Annotated in this window: 26 protein-coding genes; 2 read left to right on the top strand and 24 right to left on the bottom strand. The window is 49.9% G+C overall.

The genetic code is table 11. The features are described 5' to 3' along the window. Position 1: 1 nt before the first annotated feature. The 19 genes from H1R82_RS01350 to H1R82_RS01440 form a co-directional block, all read right to left on the bottom strand. A complete protein-coding gene (locus tag H1R82_RS01350; protein WP_309544763.1) occupies positions 2-694 on the bottom strand; it encodes an NADH-quinone oxidoreductase subunit C in 693 nt (230 codons plus the stop codon). After that, positions 691-1209 (bottom strand): NuoB/complex I 20 kDa subunit family protein, encoded by a 519-nt coding sequence (locus H1R82_RS01355; RefSeq protein WP_181731317.1) that lies wholly within the window; start codon positions 1207-1209, stop codon positions 691-693. The genes H1R82_RS01350 and H1R82_RS01355 overlap by 4 nt, the downstream gene beginning before the upstream one ends. Next, positions 1200-1571, bottom strand: a complete 372-nt coding sequence (locus H1R82_RS01360; RefSeq protein ID WP_181731316.1) for an NADH-quinone oxidoreductase subunit A — start codon at positions 1569-1571, stop codon at positions 1200-1202. The genes H1R82_RS01355 and H1R82_RS01360 overlap by 10 nt, the downstream gene beginning before the upstream one ends. Positions 1572-1859: 288 nt before the next feature. Then, positions 1860-2117, bottom strand: a complete 258-nt coding sequence (gene atpC, locus H1R82_RS01365; protein WP_181731315.1) for an ATP synthase F1 subunit epsilon — start codon at positions 2115-2117, stop codon at positions 1860-1862. A gap of 132 nt (positions 2118-2249) precedes the next feature. Beyond that, a complete protein-coding gene (gene atpD / locus H1R82_RS01370) occupies positions 2250-3656 on the bottom strand; it encodes a F0F1 ATP synthase subunit beta (RefSeq protein WP_181731314.1) in 1407 nt (468 codons plus the stop codon). Positions 3657-3713: 57 nt separating this feature from the next. Then, entirely contained in the window at positions 3714-4589 is an 876-nt protein-coding gene (atpG, locus tag H1R82_RS01375) for an ATP synthase F1 subunit gamma (RefSeq protein WP_181731313.1), read from the bottom strand. Positions 4590-4667: 78 nt separating this feature from the next. Beyond that, a complete protein-coding gene (gene atpA / locus H1R82_RS01380; RefSeq protein WP_181731312.1) occupies positions 4668-6185 on the bottom strand; it encodes a F0F1 ATP synthase subunit alpha in 1518 nt (505 codons plus the stop codon). Between the two features lie 30 nt (positions 6186-6215). After that, complete coding sequence (locus tag H1R82_RS01385) at positions 6216-6758, bottom strand: F0F1 ATP synthase subunit delta (protein WP_181731311.1); 543 nt, start codon at positions 6756-6758, stop codon at positions 6216-6218. Then, a complete protein-coding gene (gene atpF / locus H1R82_RS01390) occupies positions 6755-7243 on the bottom strand; it encodes a F0F1 ATP synthase subunit B (RefSeq protein WP_370527016.1) in 489 nt (162 codons plus the stop codon). Before atpF ends, H1R82_RS01385 begins: the two co-directional genes overlap by 4 nt. A gap of 98 nt (positions 7244-7341) precedes the next feature. Beyond that, on the bottom strand, positions 7342-7566 hold the full coding sequence (gene atpE, locus H1R82_RS01395; RefSeq protein WP_181731310.1) for a F0F1 ATP synthase subunit C: 225 nt from the start codon (positions 7564-7566) through the stop codon (positions 7342-7344). 92 nt (positions 7567-7658) lie between these two features. Continuing rightward, entirely contained in the window at positions 7659-8417 is a 759-nt protein-coding gene (atpB, locus tag H1R82_RS01400) for a F0F1 ATP synthase subunit A (protein ID WP_181731309.1), read from the bottom strand. A gap of 19 nt (positions 8418-8436) precedes the next feature. Then, positions 8437-8817, bottom strand: a complete 381-nt coding sequence (locus H1R82_RS14890) for an ATP synthase subunit I (RefSeq protein ID WP_181731308.1) — start codon at positions 8815-8817, stop codon at positions 8437-8439. Positions 8818-8823: 6 nt separating this feature from the next. Then, positions 8824-9033, bottom strand: a complete 210-nt coding sequence (locus tag H1R82_RS01410) for an AtpZ/AtpI family protein (protein ID WP_181731307.1) — start codon at positions 9031-9033, stop codon at positions 8824-8826. A gap of 215 nt (positions 9034-9248) precedes the next feature. Then, on the bottom strand, positions 9249-9878 hold the full coding sequence (gene upp, locus H1R82_RS01415; RefSeq protein ID WP_181731306.1) for a uracil phosphoribosyltransferase: 630 nt from the start codon (positions 9876-9878) through the stop codon (positions 9249-9251). 133 nt (positions 9879-10011) lie between these two features. Then, positions 10012-11253 carry a serine hydroxymethyltransferase gene (gene glyA / locus H1R82_RS01420; protein WP_181731305.1) on the bottom strand — a complete coding sequence of 414 codons (1242 nt, stop codon included), beginning with the start codon at positions 11251-11253 and terminating at the stop codon, positions 10012-10014. 70 nt (positions 11254-11323) lie between these two features. Beyond that, positions 11324-11866, bottom strand: coding sequence for a TIGR01440 family protein (locus tag H1R82_RS01425; protein WP_181731304.1), 543 nt, complete (start codon positions 11864-11866; stop codon positions 11324-11326). Then, positions 11863-12306 carry a ribose 5-phosphate isomerase B gene (gene rpiB / locus H1R82_RS01430; RefSeq protein ID WP_181731303.1) on the bottom strand — a complete coding sequence of 148 codons (444 nt, stop codon included), beginning with the start codon at positions 12304-12306 and terminating at the stop codon, positions 11863-11865. The genes H1R82_RS01425 and rpiB overlap by 4 nt, the downstream gene beginning before the upstream one ends. 62 nt (positions 12307-12368) lie before the next feature. Next, positions 12369-13013: a low molecular weight protein arginine phosphatase gene (locus H1R82_RS01435; RefSeq protein WP_232333937.1), complete on the bottom strand. Its 645-nt coding sequence runs from the start codon at positions 13011-13013 to the stop codon at positions 12369-12371. A gap of 136 nt (positions 13014-13149) precedes the next feature. Then, positions 13150-13710: a manganese efflux pump MntP gene (locus H1R82_RS01440; protein ID WP_181731301.1), complete on the bottom strand. Its 561-nt coding sequence runs from the start codon at positions 13708-13710 to the stop codon at positions 13150-13152. Between the two features lie 139 nt (positions 13711-13849). Between H1R82_RS01440 and H1R82_RS01445 the strand changes: the two genes are divergently transcribed. Further along, entirely contained in the window at positions 13850-14998 is a 1149-nt protein-coding gene (locus H1R82_RS01445) for a metallophosphoesterase (RefSeq protein WP_181731300.1), read from the top strand. Between the two features lie 48 nt (positions 14999-15046). On the opposite strand, the gene H1R82_RS01450 is transcribed toward H1R82_RS01445, so the two are convergent. The 5 genes from H1R82_RS01450 to prfA all read right to left on the bottom strand — a co-directional run bounded on the left by H1R82_RS01450 (position 15047) and on the right by prfA (position 19431). After that, positions 15047-16114 (bottom strand): L-threonylcarbamoyladenylate synthase, encoded by a 1068-nt coding sequence (locus H1R82_RS01450; RefSeq protein ID WP_181731299.1) that lies wholly within the window; start codon positions 16112-16114, stop codon positions 15047-15049. A 48-nt stretch (positions 16115-16162) separates the two neighbouring features. Beyond that, on the bottom strand, positions 16163-16636 hold the full coding sequence (locus tag H1R82_RS01455) for a GNAT family N-acetyltransferase (protein WP_181731298.1): 474 nt from the start codon (positions 16634-16636) through the stop codon (positions 16163-16165). A 73-nt stretch (positions 16637-16709) separates the two neighbouring features. Then, positions 16710-17378, bottom strand: a complete 669-nt coding sequence (gene spoIIR, locus H1R82_RS01460; RefSeq protein WP_181731297.1) for a stage II sporulation protein R — start codon at positions 17376-17378, stop codon at positions 16710-16712. Positions 17379-17446: 68 nt separating this feature from the next. After that, a complete protein-coding gene (gene prmC, locus H1R82_RS01465) occupies positions 17447-18334 on the bottom strand; it encodes a peptide chain release factor N(5)-glutamine methyltransferase (RefSeq protein ID WP_181731296.1) in 888 nt (295 codons plus the stop codon). 17 nt (positions 18335-18351) lie between these two features. Next, on the bottom strand, positions 18352-19431 hold the full coding sequence (gene prfA, locus H1R82_RS01470) for a peptide chain release factor 1 (RefSeq protein WP_181731295.1): 1080 nt from the start codon (positions 19429-19431) through the stop codon (positions 18352-18354). Between the two features lie 196 nt (positions 19432-19627). Between prfA and H1R82_RS01475 the strand changes: the two genes are divergently transcribed. After that, positions 19628-20653, top strand: coding sequence for a CPBP family intramembrane glutamic endopeptidase (locus tag H1R82_RS01475; RefSeq protein WP_181731294.1), 1026 nt, complete (start codon positions 19628-19630; stop codon positions 20651-20653). Positions 20654-20665: the final 12 nt, after the last annotated feature.

Raw genomic sequence — 20665 nt, forward strand, 5'->3', positions numbered from 1 at the left:
ATTAAACCTCCTTATCCAGTGGTTCGTAATCTTTCCGGAGCGGATGCCCCACCCATTCATCCGGCAACAAAATCCTCTTCAGATTCGGGTGCCCTTCAAAAACAACCCCCATCAGGTCATAAGCTTCCCGTTCATTCCAGTCGGCTGCTTTCCATAAATGAGCCACACTCGGCACTTTGGCCTCATCCCGGTCTGTTTTGACGCGAATGGCAATCTGGTGTTTCTTTTTGAAAGAGTAAAACTGGTAAACCACTTCAATTTCTTTTTGGTAATCCACAGCCGACAGATTGCGCAAATAATCAAAGGAAAACAAGGGATCCTCTTTCAAAAGCCGGGCCACCTCAAGCCATTTTTCTCTGGCGATGACAAACGTGGGAACATGTCCGCTGGCCCGGTTGATATAATCTTCAACCACGGCGTCTTCCCCTGCTTTTTCCACGATTTCCTGCTTAAAACGTTTTAAAACCGGTTCAAGCGGTGAGGGCTCTTCCGGTTTTTTCTCCTCTTTGCCGGCTGGTTTAGAAGCAGGCCTTGCCCGTCGGGGAACGGCTTTTTCTTTCGGCTTCGGGGATTGGGGAGCCGGTTTTTCCGGTTCTAAAGCATTTGAATCCGGCCCGGCGTCTGATGCGTTTTTCTTTTCCATCCCTTTTTCTTTTTCTTCAGATTTTTTTCGATCTTCTTCATGAGAACTCACCGGTTCGTCACCTTCTTCCCGTATTTGGCTTCATAACGGATTTTTTCCTGCAATTTGTTGATCCCGTAAATCAGGGCTGCCGGATTGGGAGGACATCCCGGAATGTAGACATCGACCGGCACAATTTGATCAACGCCTTTGACAACGGAATACGATTTCACATACGGTCCGCCGGCGGTGGCACAAGAACCCATGGCGATCACCCACTTGGGTTCCGGCATCTGATCGTATAATCTGCGCAACAAAGGCGCCATTTTTTTGGTCACGGTTCCTGCGACAATCATGACATCCGACTGACGCGGGGATGCACGAAAAATGACGCCAAACCGGTCGAGATCATAATGCGGGGCCCCCGTGCCCATCATTTCAATCGCACAACATGCCAACCCGAAAGTGAGGGGCCATAAAGAACTGCTGCGCGCCCAGGCTTTGATTTGTTCCAAATTCGTCGTCACCACATTCCGCTTTAATTCCTGCTCTTCAACCGGAGCGAATCTTTCAAAATTTACTCCCATTCTAACACCTTCTTTTTCCAGGCATAAAGCAAACCCAGGATCAGAAAGAAAACAAACAAAACCATTTCCACCAGAATGAACAGCCCCACCTCAGAGCGCAAAACATCGTAACCGGCTGCCCAAGGGTATAAAAAAACCGCCTCCACATCAAAGATGACAAACAAGAGCGCGAACAAATAATAGCGGACATTAAACTGAATCCAACTGTCCCCGGTCGGATCCACACCGCTTTCATAAGAAATGGCCTTATCAGGGGCAGGCTGATGGGGACGAAGCAGTTTTCCGATGGAAAGCGCCACAATGTGCAAAACAATGCCGAGAATAAAAAAGATGGCAATGAACCCGTGACTGACGGCAGACAAACAAACCCCTCCTTCATCTTGATCTATACAAAAATAAAACGCTTACATTCTTTGAATGGAATACTAATTTTTCAGTAGTAATATACTTTTTTAAAGCAGTGCTAAAAAGTTGGCAATCCCCTCCTCTATTGTTTGATTATACACTACTTTCCCAATTGTGAGAAGGATCGTTTCCTTGAGAAAAATAGCGCTTATCTGAGATGGTTCACCAAATGCGGGAAATATTTTTCACAAACCTTAAAATAAAAAAGACACCTTCTGAAAAGGTGTCTTTTTGGAGATCCGTTTTTATACCTCTGCGGATTCAGCGAGAATGGTGACTTTATCGGGGCGCACTTCAATGAACCCGCCGCTGATTTTAAACGTCTCTTCCGATCCGTCATTTTTCACCCGAACGGTATCCCCGATAATCGGGCTCACAAACGGAACATGCTGGGCCATCACACCAATCTCCCCATCGGCCGCCTTTGTCACCACCATATCAATGTGCTTGGAATAAACAATCCGCTCAGGTGTTACAATATCCAACTGCACTTTATTCCCCATCATGACCTGCTGATCCCGGGAACAACCACGGGATTTGGCAGGGCTTCACCTCCTTGTCCTGCGGAGTGAGCCGTGTATCCATCCATCGGTATTCCGGTTGGCACCGGAAATCCGCCGGAAAAATGCCGGGATCTACACCATGCGGGTATAACCCAGTTTTTTCGCTTTTTCAATGGCTTCGTCAATGCCGCCCACCATGTAGAAAGCGTCTTCCGGCAAGTCGTCATATTTTCCTTCCAGCACTTCTTTGAAGCTGCGAACCGTTTCTTTCACCGGCACGTATACACCCGGGTTACCGGTAAACTGCTCGGCAACGTGGAAGTTTTGCGACAAGAACTTCTCCACTTTCCGTGCACGGGCCACCACGATTTTGTCTTCCTCGGACAATTCATCCATACCCAAGATGGCAATGATGTCTTGCAACTCTTGGTAACGTTGCAGGAGTTCCTGCACGCCACGGGCAACCCGATAGTGTTCTTCTCCCACCACTTCCGGGGTCAGGATGCGGGAAGTGGATGCGAGCGGATCCACCGCCGGGTAAATCCCTTTTTGAGACAAACGACGTTCCAGGTTGGTGGTCGCATCCAAGTGGGCAAAGGTGGTCGCCGGAGCCGGGTCGGTGTAGTCGTCAGCCGGCACGTAAATGGCCTGAATGGAGGTGACGGAACCTTTTTTCGTGGAGGTGATCCGTTCTTGCAATTGACCCATTTCCGTTGCCAATGTCGGCTGGTAACCCACCGCAGACGGCATCCGGCCCAAAAGTGCGGACACCTCGGATCCGGCTTGGGTGAAGCGGAAAATGTTATCAATGAATAACAGTACGTCCTGACCTTCTTGATCACGGAAATACTCCGCCATGGTCAAACCGGTCAAAGCCACACGCATCCGCGCTCCCGGTGGCTCGTTCATTTGTCCGAACACCATAACGGTTTTGTCAATGACCCCGGTGTCTTTCATCTCATGATAAAGGTCGTTCCCTTCGCGGGTACGTTCACCAACCCCCGCAAACACCGACAATCCGCCGTGCTCTTGTGCGATGTTGTTGATCAACTCTTGAATTAAAACGGTTTTTCCCACTCCCGCACCGCCAAAGAGTCCGATTTTTCCACCTTTGGCATAAGGGCAGAGCAAGTCAACCACTTTGATTCCCGTTTCCAGCATTTCCTGCTCAGTCGATTGTTCTTCAAAGCTCGGTGCCGGACGGTGAATGGAGTGTTTTTCGGCTCCTTTCACTTCTCCGGCTTCATCAATCGGTTCTCCCAAAACGTTAAACACCCGTCCCAATGTCGGACGGCCGACGGGTACGGAGATCGGTCTCCCCGTATCGATCGCTTCCATCCCCCGGACCAGACCGTCGGTGGAAGCCATGGCTACGGTACGCACCGTGTTATCTCCCAAATGTAAAGCCGTTTCCAAAACAAGCTCGCTTCCGTCCACCCGCTTGACTTTAATCGCGTTGTTAATCTCGGGCAGATGTCCGCGTTCAAATTCAACGTCCACAACCGGCCCCATAACCTGAAGCACACGTCCAGAACTCATCGAATTCCCTCCTTAAACTGCCATGCACTGGTTTCTTCGCTTGTGAAAAGATCATGCTCAGCCGTTTAGCGCAGATGCACCGCCGACAATTTCAGCGATTTCCTGAGTAATTGCAGCCTGACGCGCACGGTTCAACTGTAACGTCAATTGATCAATCAGCTCCGTCGCATTATCCGTTGCATTGCTCATCGCTGTCATTTTGGAAGCAAATTCACTTGCTTTCGCATCGAGTAAGGCGCTGTAAATTAACGATTCCGCATACCGGGGGAGCAAGACGGATAACACTTCTTCCTGTGATGGTTCATATTCGTAAGATGTTTTCGGACCCAGTTCCTGCCCGCTCAAATCCTCGCTCGCAAGCGGCAATAACCGTTTGTCCAAAGGCCGCTGAACAACCGGGTTGACAAACTCGTTGTAAACGATGTACAGCTCGTCATATTTCTCTTCTGCATAAAAACGAACGGCTTTTTTCGCAATTTCTTGCACTTCATCATAAGAAGGTGAATCAGAAAGTCCCGTAATCTCATCAATGACTGGATAATTGCGTTTTTTCAAGAAGTCCCGGCCTTTCCGGCCAATGACAAACAACACGTACTCATCTTTGCTTTGATGCCGTTCATGCAAAGTCTGAAGCAACATCCGCAACAGGTTGCTGTTGTAACCTCCCGCAAGGCCGCGATCCGACGTAATCACAAGATAGCCTGATTTACGTACGGGGCGCGATACCAGCATGGGATGTTTTGCACTCGTCGTGCCTTGGGCAATGCTTACGATCACTTCACGCATTTTTTCCGCATAAGGACGCGCTTTTTCCGCTCTTTCCTGTGCACGGCGCAAGTTCGCGGCTGCAACCATCTTCATCGCTTTGGTGATTTGTCTCATTTTTTCCGTCGAACGAATGCGCCTTTTGATCTCACGCATCGATTGACCCATGTTTTCACCGCCTTTCCGCTGCCAATCTCCCCGTAAGAGCCGCGGCCAGCGACTCTTTTCTACTTTATCTGAAACGGCTTATTTCTCGGTTACCGCAAACCCTTTTTTAAAGGTTTCGATCGCTTTTTTCAGTTTCTCTTCGGTCTCGTCTTCAAGCACTTTTTTCTCCCGGATCGATTTCAAGATGTCTTCTTCGTTGGTTTCCAGATAGCTGTGGAACTCTTTCTCGAAACGGCGCACATCTTCCACCGGAATATCATCCAAGTGTCCCCGGGTGACCAGATACAAGGAAACCGCTTGTTTCTCAACCGGAAGCGGATGGTGTTCCTCCTGTTTCAAAATTTCCTCGGTGCGTTTCCCCCGTTCCAGTTTCGCTTTGGTGGCTTTGTCCAAATCCGAACCAAATTGGGCAAAAGCTGCCAGCTCATAGTATTGGGACAAGTCCAAACGCAACGTTCCGGTCAGTTTTTTGATGACTTTGGTTTGCGCCGCACCACCGACACGGGATACCGATGTTCCCACGCTGATCGCCGGACGGACCCCGGAGTGGAACAAGTCGGATTCGAGGAAAATTTGCCCGTCGGTGATGGAGATCACGTTGGTCGGAATGTATGCGGACACGTCCCCGGCTTGGGTTTCAATAAACGGAAGTGCCGTCAAGGAACCACCGCCGCGTTCGTCGGACAATTTCGCTGCCCGCTCGAGCAAACGGGAGTGCAAATAGAACACGTCCCCCGGATAAGCTTCACGGCCTGGCGGACGACGGAGCAAGAGCGAAAGCTCGCGGTAAGCAGCGGCTTGTTTGGTCAAGTCGTCATAAACGCAGAGAACATGGCCGCCTTTGTACATGAAGTATTCACCCATTGCACAACCGGCATAAGGAGCGAGATATAAAAGCGGTGCCGGATCCGAAGCGCTGGCAACCACCACAATGGTGTAATCCATCGCACCGTAGCGGCGAAGCTTTTCAACAACCTGTGCAACGGTCGATTGTTTTTGCCCGATGGCCACATAAACACAGATCATGTCTTCATCTTTTTGGTTGATGATGGTGTCAATGGCAATCGTGGTTTTCCCTGTTTGACGGTCCCCGATGATCAACTCACGCTGCCCGCGTCCGATCGGGATCATGGAGTCGATCGCTTTGATTCCTGTTTGCAGAGGTTCATGGACGGATTTCCGGTCAATGACACCCGGTGCAGGAGATTCGACGGGGCGGAATTCGGTGGTTTCAATGGGGCCTTTTCCATCAAGCGGCTGACCCAGCGGATTCACGACACGGCCAAGAAGCGCTTTCCCCACCGGTACTTCCATCAAGCGGCCGGTGCGTTTGACCTGGTCCCCTTCACGAATATCCTGATAAGGTCCTAAAATAATAACCCCCACATGATGTTCTTCCAAGTTCAAAACCATTCCCATGACGCCGTTTTTAAACTCAACCAGCTCACCTGCCATTGCGTTGGAAAGGCCATGAACTTGTGCGATCCCGTCACCTACTTGAATGACGGTGCCGACATCCGTCACTTCCACTTCGGAACGGTAATTCTCGATCTGCTCTTTAATCAGGGAGCTGATCTCTTCCGGTTTAATGCTCATATATGTCACCCCAATCTTTCCGTCTGTAATCTATCCAACTTGATTTTGTTTCAGCTGTTCTTGGAAACGATTCAGCCTGGTTCGCAAACTTCCGTCGTACAAACGGTCGCCGATTTGCACAACCACGCCGCCCAGGATATCGGAATCCACTCTTTCGACCAGTTCCATGGTTTTCCCGATCATTGGCTCAAAGGTTGCTTTGACCTGTTTTTTATCCTCTTCGGTCAATTTGAATGCCGTCGTAACAACCGCTTCAACAATTCCTCTGGATTCATTTGCCAGCTTTTTGTATTCTTCATACAGATCAAAAAGAACGTTTTCCCGCCGGCGATCCACCAACAGATACATCAGATTCTTGGTATATGCGTTCAACTGATCAAAGATTTTGGTGAGCAGTTCCTTTTTTTGCCCGTTCCCGACTGAAGGATGGCTGAGCCATTCCGTCAATTCCGGGGAAGCTTCCAATGTATCGGTGATTCGCTTCAAATCTTTCTCAATGGCGTCGATCTGCTTTTGTTCAGAGGCAACTTCAAACAGCGCTTTGGCGTAACGTCTCGCTACTGTCTTACTCATTGCAATCTTCCTACCTCGTCAAGATAGCTGGAAACCAAATCGGAATGCCGGTTTTTGTCCAACTCTTTTTCCAATAATTTGGACGCCAACTGAACGGAAAGCCCGCCGACTTCATCACGCAAGCTGGCCAACGCTTTTTCTTTTTCGCGCTGAATTTCGTTCGTCGCCTCTTCCAGAATGCGCCCTGCCCGTTCCTGTGCTTGCTTGATGATCGCTTCCGCTTCGCGGTCTTTTTGCGCTTTGGCACGTTCAATGATCTCTTTGGCTTCCTGACGGGCTTTTTTCAGTTCCTGCCGTTGTTCTTCCAGCAGTTTTTCCGCTTCTTTTCTGCGTTCTTCCGCTTCCTTGATCTGGCCTTCGATGTGATCCGTGCGTTGTTTCATCACCTGCAGCATCGGACGAAGGGCAAACTTGGACACAAGAAGCATTAAAATAATAAATGCGATCAGCTGAAACAGCATCGTACCGATTTCGATGGTCAGCAATCCAACTCACTCCCTTCGGGATCGTGTTTCTTCTTCCTCAATACGACCAGACGGGGACTATCAACTGCATCCCCGCCTCCATCAAACGGATCGATCCATTAAATTACACCGAAGAACAACATGACTCCAAATGCCACGGCAATAACCGGCAATGCCTCAACCAACGCAATTCCGATAAACGCCCGGGTGAAAAGTTTCCCTTCCATTTCCGGCTGACGGGCAGATCCTTCCAAATAACGGCTGTATACCATTGCGTTTCCAAATCCTCCGGCAATCGCTGCAAATGCGAGCAACAAAGCACCAGCCAAAATGTTTACATCCATGATATTTCCTCCTCTGATTTGTTTTCGTTTCAAAATTTTTTTGATTGTCCTTATGCGGATGACAAGATTGACTTCAGACTGCATTCTGATTGTCACGCTTCAATTTTTTGCGCCATGTAAACCATGGCCAACACGGTGAAGACATAGGCCTGAATCGTTCCGACGAACAAGGAATAGCCCAGCCATACAATCAACGGGGCCCCGGTCAGAAACCAGCTGCCTTTCACCATCACAAGGATCAACACTTCACCGGCAAAAATATTGGCCCATAAACGCATGCCGTGCGTCAAGGGTTTGGACACTTCCTCAATCGCATGCATCAAAACCATCGGCCAGAAAGGTTGGAAGTAGTGGGCCAGATAATGCTTGGGAGATTTTCTGAAGGCCAGGAAATGAGCTGCCAGTGTGATGGCAAAAGCCATGGCCATGGTCACATTGATGTCCGCGGTGGGCGATTTCCACAGGGCATACGCATAATGTTCCCCTTCCCCGGCTGAATCGGCCGCCCATATTTTCAACCACGGAATCGATATATGCGACTCGGCGACGACATTGAACATGACTCCCATCTGGTTGGCAATAAAGATGAACAGAAAAAGGGTGAATGCAAAGCCGTAGAATCGTTCAGCCGTTTTGCCCGACAAGTTGGAGCGGACAATTCCCTGAGTGAATTCGATCACCATTTCAACCACGTTTTGCATGCCGGTCGGGACAAGCGAAAGGCGACGGGCAGCAAGCATGGCGATCACAAAAACCAGGATGCATGCGACCGTGGTTGTAAACATGACCGTGACGTCAAATTGAACCGGAATGCCGGCCACTTCAAACCGCAGCTTCGGTGTAAGTTCCATTTCCCTCACTCCTTTCTCTTTAAGATGAAGAGCGAATCACTTGGATAAACTGAGTGCAATAAAGGAATATATAGCAAACTGGTAACCCTGCGACAATTGCTCTGGGATCAATCCATTCCGGAAATTTCACAGCAATTATGATAGCGAGGGCAACCATGAGATAACGATGAATGATTCCAACTCCCCGATATCTTCCTGGTTTTAAGTAAACGGCACTTTCCTTTACCGGTTTCATTTTCCACAACAAATTTAAGACATTGTACAAACTTACACATAAACCCAGGAAAACGCCAGCAACAATACGTTGGTGCGGAGTCATAAACCAAATGATCAATAAGAGAGTGAGGAGTCCGGTTGTGAGGGATACCACTCGCTTCCGAATGGTCTTCACGGTATCCATGAGGATTCATTCCTTTAACAATGCTTTCAGGGTGTAAATGGCACTGAAAAAACCCACTCCCAATCCCAACAACACTCCAGCCATCAAAAGATACGGCCGGGTTCCCCAAACCGTATCCAGTTTTTTCCCCAACCAAGCTCCCCCCAAGGTCAAAAGAACGATTTCCATTCCCATGGAACTGATCACGGCCAACAGCCGCCACATATTCCCGTTCAATTTAAAACCCCCGTAACATCTGGCATTTTCAAAGGGGAAGTTTCGCTTGTAGGGAGCCGGATTGACAAGAGTGAAGTTTTCTCAGTTTTCCATCCTTCCCCCTGCCTATAGTAACGAAGCGTTCTATCTTTTGTCAACGTTTTCTCAAAATCACTTATGAACAAATTGTCGCAATTAAAAAAACTCCGCTTGAAACACCAGGCTTTTTCTAAAAATTATTTTGTACCGAAGAGTCGATCTCCTGCATCTCCCAGTCCCGGAATGATATAACTTTTTTCGTTCAGAACCGGATCGACTGCCGCGACATAAATATCCACATCATCGTGTTCTTTTTGCACGCGGTCAATGCCGGCTTGAGCAGCAATCAAACACATCAATTTGATTTGTTTGGCCCCCATTTCTTTCAGCACGGAAATTCCCGCTGCGGCCGACCCGCCCGTTGCCAGCATGGGATCGATCACGATCAATTCCCGTTCTCCGATATCCGGAGGCATTTTGGAATAATATTTCACCGCTTCCAGGGTTTCCGGATCCCGGTACATTCCCAAATGACCCACCTTTGCGGCAGGGATCAATTTCAAAATTCCGTCCACCATGCCGAGTCCTGCGCGCAAAATCGGAACGAGGCCCAGTTTTTTTCCAGCCAACACTTGACATTTGGCCTTGGCCAGCGGTGTTTCCACTTCCACTTCACGCAAAGGCATGTCTCTCGTAATTTCATAAGCCATCAAAGCGGCAACTTCATCCACCAGTTCCCGAAACTCTTTCGTGCCGGTGTTTTTGTCCCGGATATACGTCAGCTTATGTTGAATGAGCGGGTGATTTAAAACATGTACACGACCCACTTTTGCTTCACCTCTTCCTTATCTTTTTTTATCCAACTGATTATAACCATAATTCACCCTGTGTACACAACTTTTTTATATATGTTTCTTATTGCCAAAAACCCGACCCTCGCGGATCGGGCTCAGGAATCCATTAAAGTTGTGGATACAAAGGGTATGTTTCCGTCAGACGGGCCACCCGTTTTTTGGCTTCCTCCCGTGCATTTTCGTCTTCCGGATTTTTCAGTGTCAATCCGATGATTTGCGCGATTTCCTCCATGGCTTTTCCGTCCATGCCGCGGCTGGTCACAGCGGCCGTGCCAATCCGGACTCCGCTGGTGACAAACGGTTTTTCCGGATCAAAAGGAATCGCGTTTTTATTGGTTGTGATCCCCACTTCATCCAGCAGGTGTTCCGCTTTTTTACCGGTCAGGTTGAAATTGCGGACATCCATCAGGATCAGATGGTTATCCGTTCCGTCTGAAATCAGGTTAAACCCTTCCTCTTTCAAAGATTCCGCCAACTTTTTGGCATTGTCCACAATGTTTTGGGTGTAGGTTTTAAATTCATCGGTCAAAGCTTCCCCGAGTGCCACGGCTTTGGCCGCGATCACATGCATCAACGGTCCTCCTTGAACCCCCGGGAAGACGGATTTGTCAATTTGCTTTGCATATTTTTCTTTGCACAAGATCATGCCGCCCCGCGGTCCGCGCAACGTTTTATGTGTGGTGGTGGTGACAAAATCGGCATAAGGAACCGGATTGGGATGAAGTCCCGTCGCCACCAGTCCGGCAATGTGAGCCATGTCCACCATCAGATAAGCGCCGACTTCATCGGCGATTTCCCGGAACCGCTTGAAATCGATGATCCGGGGATAGGCGCTGGCTCCCGCCACAATCAGCTTCGGCTTATGTTCCAATGCAACTTTGCGAACCTCTTCATAATCGATCCGGTGGGATTCACGATCCACCCCGTAGGCGACAAAATTGTACATTTTTCCGGAAAAATTCACCGGGCTTCCATGGGTCAGATGGCCCCCGTGGGCAAGATTCATGCCCAATACCGTGTCTCCCGGCTCCAAAACAGCAAAATAGACAGCCATATTCGCTTGGGCTCCGGAGTGAGGCTGAACATTGGCGTGTTCTGCACCAAACAATTCCTTGGCACGGTCCCTTGCCAGGTCTTCCACCACATCCACATATTCACAGCCTCCGTAATATCTTTTTCCCGGATAGCCTTCCGCATACTTGTTCGTCAAGACCGTCCCCATCGCTTCCATCACAGCCGGGGATACGAAGTTTTCCGAAGCAATCAACTCGATTTTATTCCGTTGACGCCCCAGTTCCTGTCGGATGGCTTCAGCCACTTGCGGATCACTGGTGATTAATTGCTTCATGATTTGCCTCCTTGTCCTGTTCGGTAATTTTCTCTATTTTATCAAACAAGTTCTCTTTTTTGGACTCGGATTACTTTTCCAACGCATAAACGGCCCGCTCTCCCCCGATCAGTTTGGGGCGGGTTTTGGCCAACGTGACATGGGCTTGTCCGATCGTTTTTTGCCGGGAGCGCACGGGAACGGCCACGGGTTTTAAATGCATCCCGATCAATGTGTCCCCGATATCAATGCCCGCATCGGCCTGAATCTGTTCGACCACCACCGGTTGCTCCATATGTCTGTACGCATAAGCAGCCATGGCTCCGCCGGCATTGTTCACGGGAACCACCGTCACTTCCGGCCAACCAAAACGTTCGGCGGTTTTTCGTTCGACCACCAATGCCCGGTTCAAATGCTCGCAACATTGAAACGCCAGATGAAAGCCGGCTTGCTTTTGGATTTCCGAAATTCCCTCATACAACTCGCGCGCAATCTCCTCACTGCCGCCGGAACCGATCCGTTTCCCGGCCACTTCGCTGGTGCTGGCGCCCACAACCAAAACATGTCCGGCATCCAAGGGCATCGCCGCCAATAAATCACGTAAGGCCCTTTTCACTTCCTCTTTCATCATCATCCCTCGTTTTCCAATTGCTCGATCTTTTCCAGCCGGCGTTGATGACGGTCTCCTTGAAATTCGGCCTCCAGCCAGGTACGGACGATGGATTTGGCCAAGTCGGGCCCCACGACCCGTTCCCCCAATGCCAGGACATTGGCATTGTTGTGTTCACGGCTCATCCGCGCCGAATATTCATCGCTGACGACCGCACAACGGATTCCCTTGATTTTATTGGCGGCAATCGACATTCCGATGCCGGTTCCGCAAATTAAAATCCCCCGGTCAAACTCCCCTTCGGCCACGCGTTTGGCCACCGGTTTGGCATAATCGGGGTAATCCACCGATGTATCACAATCACAACCCGCGTCCTCATAAGCAATGTTCAATTCCTCAAGCAGTCCTTTAATCTCTTCTTTCAAATTTCTGCCACCGTGATCGGATCCGATGATCAGCTTCATTCTTTCATCTCCCTCCTTGGATCCATCTTCGTATCCTGTCATTAATCCATCATCCGGCCGGGTCATGATTCCTGCTCCCACCGGTCTAAAATCCGGTTAATGTATTTTTTCAATTCCGAGGCGCATTCCCGGTATCGCTCCACACTGCCGCCGACCGGATCTTCAATATCCCATGTCCCGTTCAACTCTTCCAGAAATTGTTGTTCTTTTTCCTTCAGCGGCTTCAGGGCTTTTTCCAGGGCGGTCTTTGCTTCGTCCGGCCAAGGCTCGTCCGCTTTGACGGCATACTGCGCCTGAATTTTTGCCCGGATGCTTTCCGCTTCGAGATACAATTGATCCAGCTTTTTGTGGATTTGTTCTGACTCCTCTCCCCACAAAGCATACTCTTTCAAAGTGTATATTTTTTCCCTGCTTTGCAAGAAGTTTTGAGCGATGAATTGTTTATGCGCTTCCGTCATTGCCAGAATCAAATCAGACCATTCGACGAGTTGCTGATTTAATAAACGGGAACGATGATTGCAGTTGATGCCTTTTTCTTTTAACACTTCCACCGCCTGCATGGACGGTCTGGCCCCGTCGATGGCGGCGATTCCGGCAGACTTCACCTCTACCGGGATGTTCCTTTGCCTGGCCGTTTCCCGGAACAAATTTTCTGCCATGGGACTCCGGCAGGTATTCCCCGTGCAAACAAACAACACCCTTTTCATGATGTTCACCTCAAATTTCACCTGTTCTTCAGTATCCGTTGAACAGATGGATGATATACCCTTTCCCCCTTTCTTTTAAAAACATACCACTAAATCCCCGGCGGCTTCCACATCTTCTCTGTTCCGGCACCAGCGGTCAAAACAGAAATTTTCCTCCCAAAAACAGCAGAATAAACCCTCCGATCACTTCCCCGTAGCGACCGATCCATCCCCCGAAAATCCGTCCGAGCATCAGTCCCGTTCCCGCCATGATGAGTCCTGCGAAACCAAACAACAAAACCGCGAGCACCATGTCTGTCGAAAAAAAACCGAGACTCAATCCGGCCGAAAGGGAATCCATGCTTACACTCAATGAAAGAATCAATGTTTGCCAGAACGATTGGACTTGAAGTTCCTCTGAATCATCCCCTTTAACAACCTGGTACAGCATATTCAACCCCAACAGGCAAAGCATGATGCCTCCCAGCATGACGGCAATATCTTTTAACAACGTACTCAAAAAATGCCCGATTCCCATTCCCAAAAGAGGCATGATGATATGAAAAAAGCCGACGGACAGACTGATCAACGTCATTTGCGAACCGGGAATCCGCTTCAATCCCAGCCCGATTCCCATGGAAAAAGCATCCATGCCGAGTGCCACCGCAATCATGGATAAAGTCATCACTTGACCCCATTGAATGAGTGTAAGCTCCATTGATTCCCCCCCTGAGCCTGCTTGTCACATTCCATCATATGCCGGATCCCGAAAAAAAGAACCAAGCTTGCCATGGCCGCCGGAATCTGTAGTAAAATCATCTACAGACCATTTCAATCAAACAAGAGGAGAGAGCCATATGTGGGGTCTGGTTATTTTGATTTTTTTGACACTGTACGGCCTGATCAGTTATTACATCGGCCGCAAAGGTTGGAAATATTTGATCCGTAAAGATTCCCCCGTAAGCAAAGTCCTTTTTGTCGCGGCACTGTTGGCACTGATCGTCCCTTTCCCGCTGTCCGAACTGGGAAAAAACATTTTGCCTGAGCGCATCGGTTCCTGGTTGGGCATCTGGGGAGGACACTCCATGATCATCGTTTTATATTTGTTCTTTCTGATCCTGATGCTCGATGTGATCCGCTTCATCGACCGCCTGGCCAAATTCATTCCTCCGGCCTTTAAAAATCATCATCTCACTCCTTATTCCCTGGCTGCGGCAGTTTTTCTCCTCGCAACGGTTCCCGTTGCTTACGGCAGTTGGAATGCACAGCATCCGGTGATCAAAAAATACAACGTCAACGTCAACAAGGATGCCGGCGGAATGAAACAACTCCGGATCGCCATGGTGTCCGACATCCATTACGGTCCCGTCATCGATACGGACAGACTGAAAACCCTGCAACAGATGATTCATCAAATCAAACCGGATTTGGTTGTGTTGGCCGGTGACATCACCAACGGGCCGCTGACGCCGGGGGAAGACCGGAAATTGGCCGCCGCGTTGGGAAAAATCAAGGCACCGTATGGCGTCTATGCCGTTCCCGGAAACCATGACCGCGATCTCGCCGAACGGGGAAGCCAACTGATGCAGGCGTTGCAAAAAGCCGGCATCAAGGTTTTAAAAGACGAAAAGGTTGTGATCCCAAACCGCTTCACCCTGATCGGCCGGGATGATCCCAATTTGATCCGGGAACCGGGACGTAAAGAACTGGCATCTTTGATGAAAGGCACCGATTATTCCCACCCCTTGATTCTTCTGGATCACCAGCCGATCGAACTGCAACAGGCACAAAAAAACGGCATTGACCTGATGCTTTCCGGGCACACCCACCACGGACAGATTTTCCCCGGAAACTGGATCACCGCCATGATCTATGAGAATGACTGGGGACTTTTGCAAAAAGGCAGTTTTTATTCCGTCGTCTCCTGCGGGTTCGGCACTTGGGGACCGCCTCTTCGGATCGGAAACCGGCCGGAAGTCGTGGAAATCACAATGAATTTTACATAAACAGACAAAAACAGCTGCAAGTTTCCGCAGCTGTTTTTTTGATTTGCCTCACACTTCCACCATGTTGCCGGAGGCCGCTTTTTTCATGCGATTCATCACGGAAGCAAACAACCCTTGTTCCGGAAAAGCTTCCGCAAAAATCACATCCACCTTCTGTTCGTCAAAACGGCGCAATGCACCATACAACCGGCGGGCAACGCTGGCCGGATGGCGACGAGATCCGACTGCAATCACACAATCCGCCTGTTGATACTTTCCTTGGTTTTCTTCCGTGGTGAGCACCCCGACCCGTTTTCCGTTTTTGACGGCCTCTTGGACTTGTTGTTGTATGTACGAGATCACCGCCTCCGGATTCCCTTTGACCAGCCACATTTCTCCCTGCGGGGCATAATGCCGGTATTTCATGCCGGGTGAACGGGGCGTTTGACTCGCGTCGGTTAATCCGGGATCCACACGGACTTCCCCCAGTGTTTCTTGCAACTGTTCCAAAGTGATTCCGCCCGGCCGGAGCAACAAGGGGATTTCCCCGCTGACGTCGACCACGGTGGATTCCACTCCGATGCCGGTCGGACCTCCGTCCAGGATCCCGTCAATTCTTCCGTCGAGATCATTTAAAACATGCTCGGCCGTCGTGGGACTGGGCTTCCCGGAACGATTGGCGCTGGGGGCCGCCACCGGAATGCCCACCTCGTTTAACAAGGCCAGCGCAACCGGATGATCCGGCATCCGGACCGCCACCGTCGAAAGCCCTGCCGTCACGTTTTCCGCCAGGTTATCACGGTGAGGCAGTACCATCGTCAGAGGGCCTGGCCAAAATTTTTCCGCCAGCTTTTGCGCATTCTCCGGAAACCGGCGAACCCATTGGGCCAGTTGCTCCTTTTTTCCGATATGAATAATTAACGGATTGTCCGAAGGCCTTCCTTTGGCTTCATAAATCTTTGCAACACTGTCCCGGGATGTGGCAATCGCTCCCAAACCATAGACGGTTTCCGTGGGAAAAGCGACCAGTTTCCCTTGACGCAGATAAGCCGCCGCCCGTTTGATGGCTTCCGAATGAATCAGCTGTGTTTCCTCCATCCCGCTATCCAGTTGAAACCGTTCTGTCTTTTTCAACATTGGCTCCCTTCTTTTCCACGTTTTATCCACCTATGATAACACATTTTCTCAATGCGGCAACGAAGTCGGATTCTCACAAGTGTAAACCATCGGTTGCCCCCGGTGGATCGACTGTTTCAAATGGGCGGATTGATGCAACTCTTCCGGCAAATGTTCTTCCCCGGTCTTGACAAAACCAAGCCGGGAGAAAAAATGAGTGGATTGACCGGCCAGCAAATAAATCCGGGACAACCCCATCTGTTCGGCATAAGAAAGAATGACTTGAATCATATGGACTCCCACTTTGCTGTTCCAGGGAGCCCGCTCCAAAACAAAAGACCGGATCAACCCGTACGGAGGATACACTTCCATGCCGACGATGCCCACCATTTGGGAAACATCCCCTTTCCCTCCGGCGGGAAGTTCGGCGATAAAAAAGTGATCCAGGTGCTCCTCGATTCCCCGGTCATTTAATCCGACTTCTTTGAGCAATTTGCGAATCTGAAACAAATCTTTTTTCTCCGCTTGACGGATGACAAACATACCTTTCCCCCATTCCGCTGAAACTCTTTGATATTAGCGGTATGAAAGAAAAAGGTTTCATAGAACCAAAGAGTCAGTCATCCATCCACTTCTTTGCCTGATCCAAGAGAAAAAACCGCACTTCGGGCTTCTTGTCCTGCTCTTCTTTTTGTGCTTTCGCTTCCGAAGCATACACCGGTTGCGCCGATGTCATGGAAGTGGAGAACGATTCGGGCGACTTGGCCTTGACGGCATCCCCGTTGCTCATATCCACAAAACAGAGGGGAGGAAACAACACGCACCACCAATTCTCCCCTTCGCCGCTTCCGATCTGGATGCGAAGCGCCTCATAATCCCCGGCGGGATAAACCTGGTCTCCGTATAATTTGGTCGGAAACGGAACCATTCCATAATCCACCCGGACCGCGTAATCATACCCCTGTTCCCTGACCGTTTTCCGCGCAATTTCCTCAAAACGGGGCAAGTGCTCTTTCACCAGTTTTCTCGCTTCTTCAATCGTGTGGGGCTGAGTTACCCATGTATTCATTTCGCGGATCACTTCGTCGCGGACTTTTCGTTTTAACCACTGATCTTCCGGCCGGTCGCTGTTGGCCAAAATCCTGAGCCGGATGGCCTGATCCGGGATCCGGTTCAAAGAGGACGCCGTTTGCGTTTGGGTCGCATCCTCCCGGGCCCATTGGTAAAAAAAGATTCCTCCGGAAAGCACGATGATGACAAGAATGAAATAAGTCCATTTACGCATTGCCCATTCCTCCTCTTTATCCCTACCCACAGTATGGACAGAGAGGAGAAAACTTAATCTTATTTTTTTCAGAATTGATTCTCCAAATGGAACCATCCCAAAACCATCCGGTCCCTTCCCGCCAGATCTTTTCTCACTTCCGCGCGGGTGATGTGCGGCATTTGCCGGACCAACCCGCAAACCTCTTCGCCTTGGTCGGCGCCGATTTCAAAAGCAACCAGCCGCGGTTTTTCAGGCCAACCGGAAAGTTGCCGGGTGATCCGGCGGTACGGTTCAAGCCCGTCCGCTCCCCCGTCCAATGCAAGGCGGGGCTCATAACAAGAAACGGTTTTGTCAAGGCGTTTTATTTCCCCGGAGCGTATATACGGCGGATTGGAGACCAAAATGTCGATGGGGGGATGCTCCTTTTCAAGCGGCTCCAAAAAACTTCCCAAAACCCACCGGATCCGCTTCTCCACCCCGAATTTCCGGGCATTTTGCCTGGCAACGGACAATGCTTGTTCCGAAATGTCAATCGCGGTGACCTGCCAACGGGGTTGTTCCAGTGCCAAGGTGACAGCAATCGCCCCGCTTCCCGTCCCGACATCGACCACATGCACCGGACGGCCGGCAAACCACTTTTCCCCTTCCTGCAATACGGCTTCCACCAGCAATTCGGTTTCCGGCCTAGGAATCAACACCCCGGGCTTCACCTCAAAAACCCGCCCAAAAAACTCCTGATCCCCCACGATGTATTGCAACGGTTCCCCCTCGCCCCGGCGTTTCAGCCATTCCCGGAGTTTGGGTTCCAGACATTTTGGCCAAGGATCGGCCATTTTCGCAAAAAACGCGGCCCGTTCCACTCCGAGAAGCCGGCGCATCATGTATTCCGCTTCAAACTGCGGAGAATCGGTTCCGCTTTGCTGTAAAAAAGAAGAAGCCTTTTGCCAGGCTTCCCGGATCGTTCCATTTTTCATCAAACTCACCCTTTGAATCAGGAAGTCTTTGTTTCCTGCTCCTTCAACAACTCGGTTTGCTCATGCAAAATGAGTGCATCGATAATCTCATCCAGTTCACCGTTCAGGATCAGATCCAACTTGTGCAACGTCAGTCCGATGCGATGATCCGTCACCCGGCTTTGCGGAAAGTTGTAAGTCCGGATCCGTTCGCTCCGGTCTCCGGAGCCCACGGCCATTCTTCGGGCGTTTGCCATTTTTTCCATTTCTTCTTTCTGCTTCAAGTCAAACAAGCGGGCACGAAGCACCCTCATCGCTTTCTCTTTGTTGCTGTTTTGTGATTTTTCATCCTGACAGGAAACAACAATCCCCGTCGGAAGATGGGTGATGCGGACGGCAGACTGGGTCGTGTTAACGCTTTGCCCTCCGGGTCCGCTGGAGCAAAAGGTGTCGATGCGAATGTCTTTATCATGAATTTCCACTTCCACTTCCTCGGCCTCCGGCAAAACGGCAACCGTGGCCGTCGACGTGTGAATCCGTCCGCCGGACTCTGTCTCCGGCACCCGTTGCACCCGGTGTGCCCCGTTCTCATACTTCAATTTGCTGTAAGCCCCGTTGCCATCCACGGAGAAGACCACTTCTTTAAATCCGCCGAGTCCGGTGGTGTTTGCCTCGAGGACTTCCACTTTCCAACCTTGTCTTTCTGCAAAACGGGTATACATGCGGTACAAATCCGCGGCAAACAATGCGGCTTCTTCCCCTCCTGCCGCTCCGCGCACTTCCACGATCACGCTCTTCTCGTCATTCGGGTCTTTGGGCAACAACAGGACTTTGATCCGCTCCTCCAGCTCTTGTTTCCGGCGGCTCAGTTCGTCGATCTCGGCTTTCACCAATTCACGCATTTCTTCGTCCAGTTTATCTTCCAACATCGATTTCGCATCGTTCAACTGCTCAATCGTCTCTTTATATTCGATATAGGCTTGATTTTTTTCTTCCAACCCGGCCTGCTCCTTGGAGTATTCACGCAACTTTTTGGTGTCATTGATCACTTCCGGGTCACAAAGCAGGCGGCTTAACTCTTCATAACGTTGATGTATCGCCTCAAGACGATCTAACACTGTGCTCACTCCCGTAAAATCGGATCATTTTGCCATGCATACCGGCTGACTCTGAGATATAAGTATGATGATTGATCAAGAATTGGCATCAATTGATTTTACCACAAGCCTTGGAAGAAAGCGAAGGAAATGGATTGGAAAGAATGGTATGATAAAAAAGCAGAAGACCGGTTAAAAAATATAAAGGGGAGCGATCATGAACGAAGTCATCTTTAACATCATCAATAATCTGTTGTTTATTGGTCCTTTGATTGTTTTATTTTGGCTGATCAACCATTCCGAGCATACATACTCCGATTCCAATATAAAGGGAAACATTCTGGGTTTTCTGTGTTACTTGATCGTATGGACCGGTTATCTTGCCGGTTTCATCATCGGTCTTTTGCTTTTTTTCTACAGTCATGCTTTCCTGCCATGGACACAAAACTTTGCGGCCGATCCGTATTCAGTGAACACGGTCAAAAACGTCGGCATGTCTCTTTGGATCCCTTCCTTGATCGCCATGTCTTTTTTGTTGCCGCCCGTACGCCGGTTTTGTACCCGTTTTCTCCGCATTCACCCCGGGCGCAGGGTCCATGCCGTCGCCTTATCCCTTTCCATGCTGGTTTTTATCCAGTTTTTTGTCACTCAGAGCTTCGGGTTGGAATCGATCAATGAACAGACGGTTCCCGGAGATGAAGCCGGAACGCTATCCTCCATCTGGTCGCAAGACATCCTGTTCGCCATTTTGGGACTGGTTGGGGTGGGATGGCTGTCCAGACGATCGTTCAAGGAATCCCTGGACCGCTTGGGAGTGAAAAAAATCACTCTCAAGCAGGCGGCAATCGGCATCAGCATCGGACTAATCATGCTTTTGGCCCCGATCATCGCGCAATCGGTGGCAGAAACCCTGAATTGGTCCGAGAACGTGCATGCCAATGAGTTGACGGACAAAATGCTCGGACCGTTACTCTCATCCGTTCCCGGCATTTTAACAATCGGACTGGCAGCAGCTCTTGGAGAAGAAATGATTTTCCGGGGGGCATTGCTCCCGCGGTTCGGCTTCGTCTACACCAGTCTGTTGTTCACATTGGTCCACGCAAACTACGGATTCAGTTTTAATTCCCTTGTTGTTCTGTTGCTTGCCTTGGTGCTGGGTTGGGCACGGATCCGTTATAACACCACCGTATGTATGATCATTCATGCGACGTATAACATCTCCGTGAGCCTGTTGGGCGGTTAACCCCCGTTTTCA

The organism is Thermoactinomyces intermedius (assembly GCF_013912365.1).
In the GTDB taxonomy this organism is placed as follows: domain Bacteria; phylum Bacillota; class Bacilli; order Thermoactinomycetales; family Thermoactinomycetaceae; genus Thermoactinomyces; species Thermoactinomyces intermedius.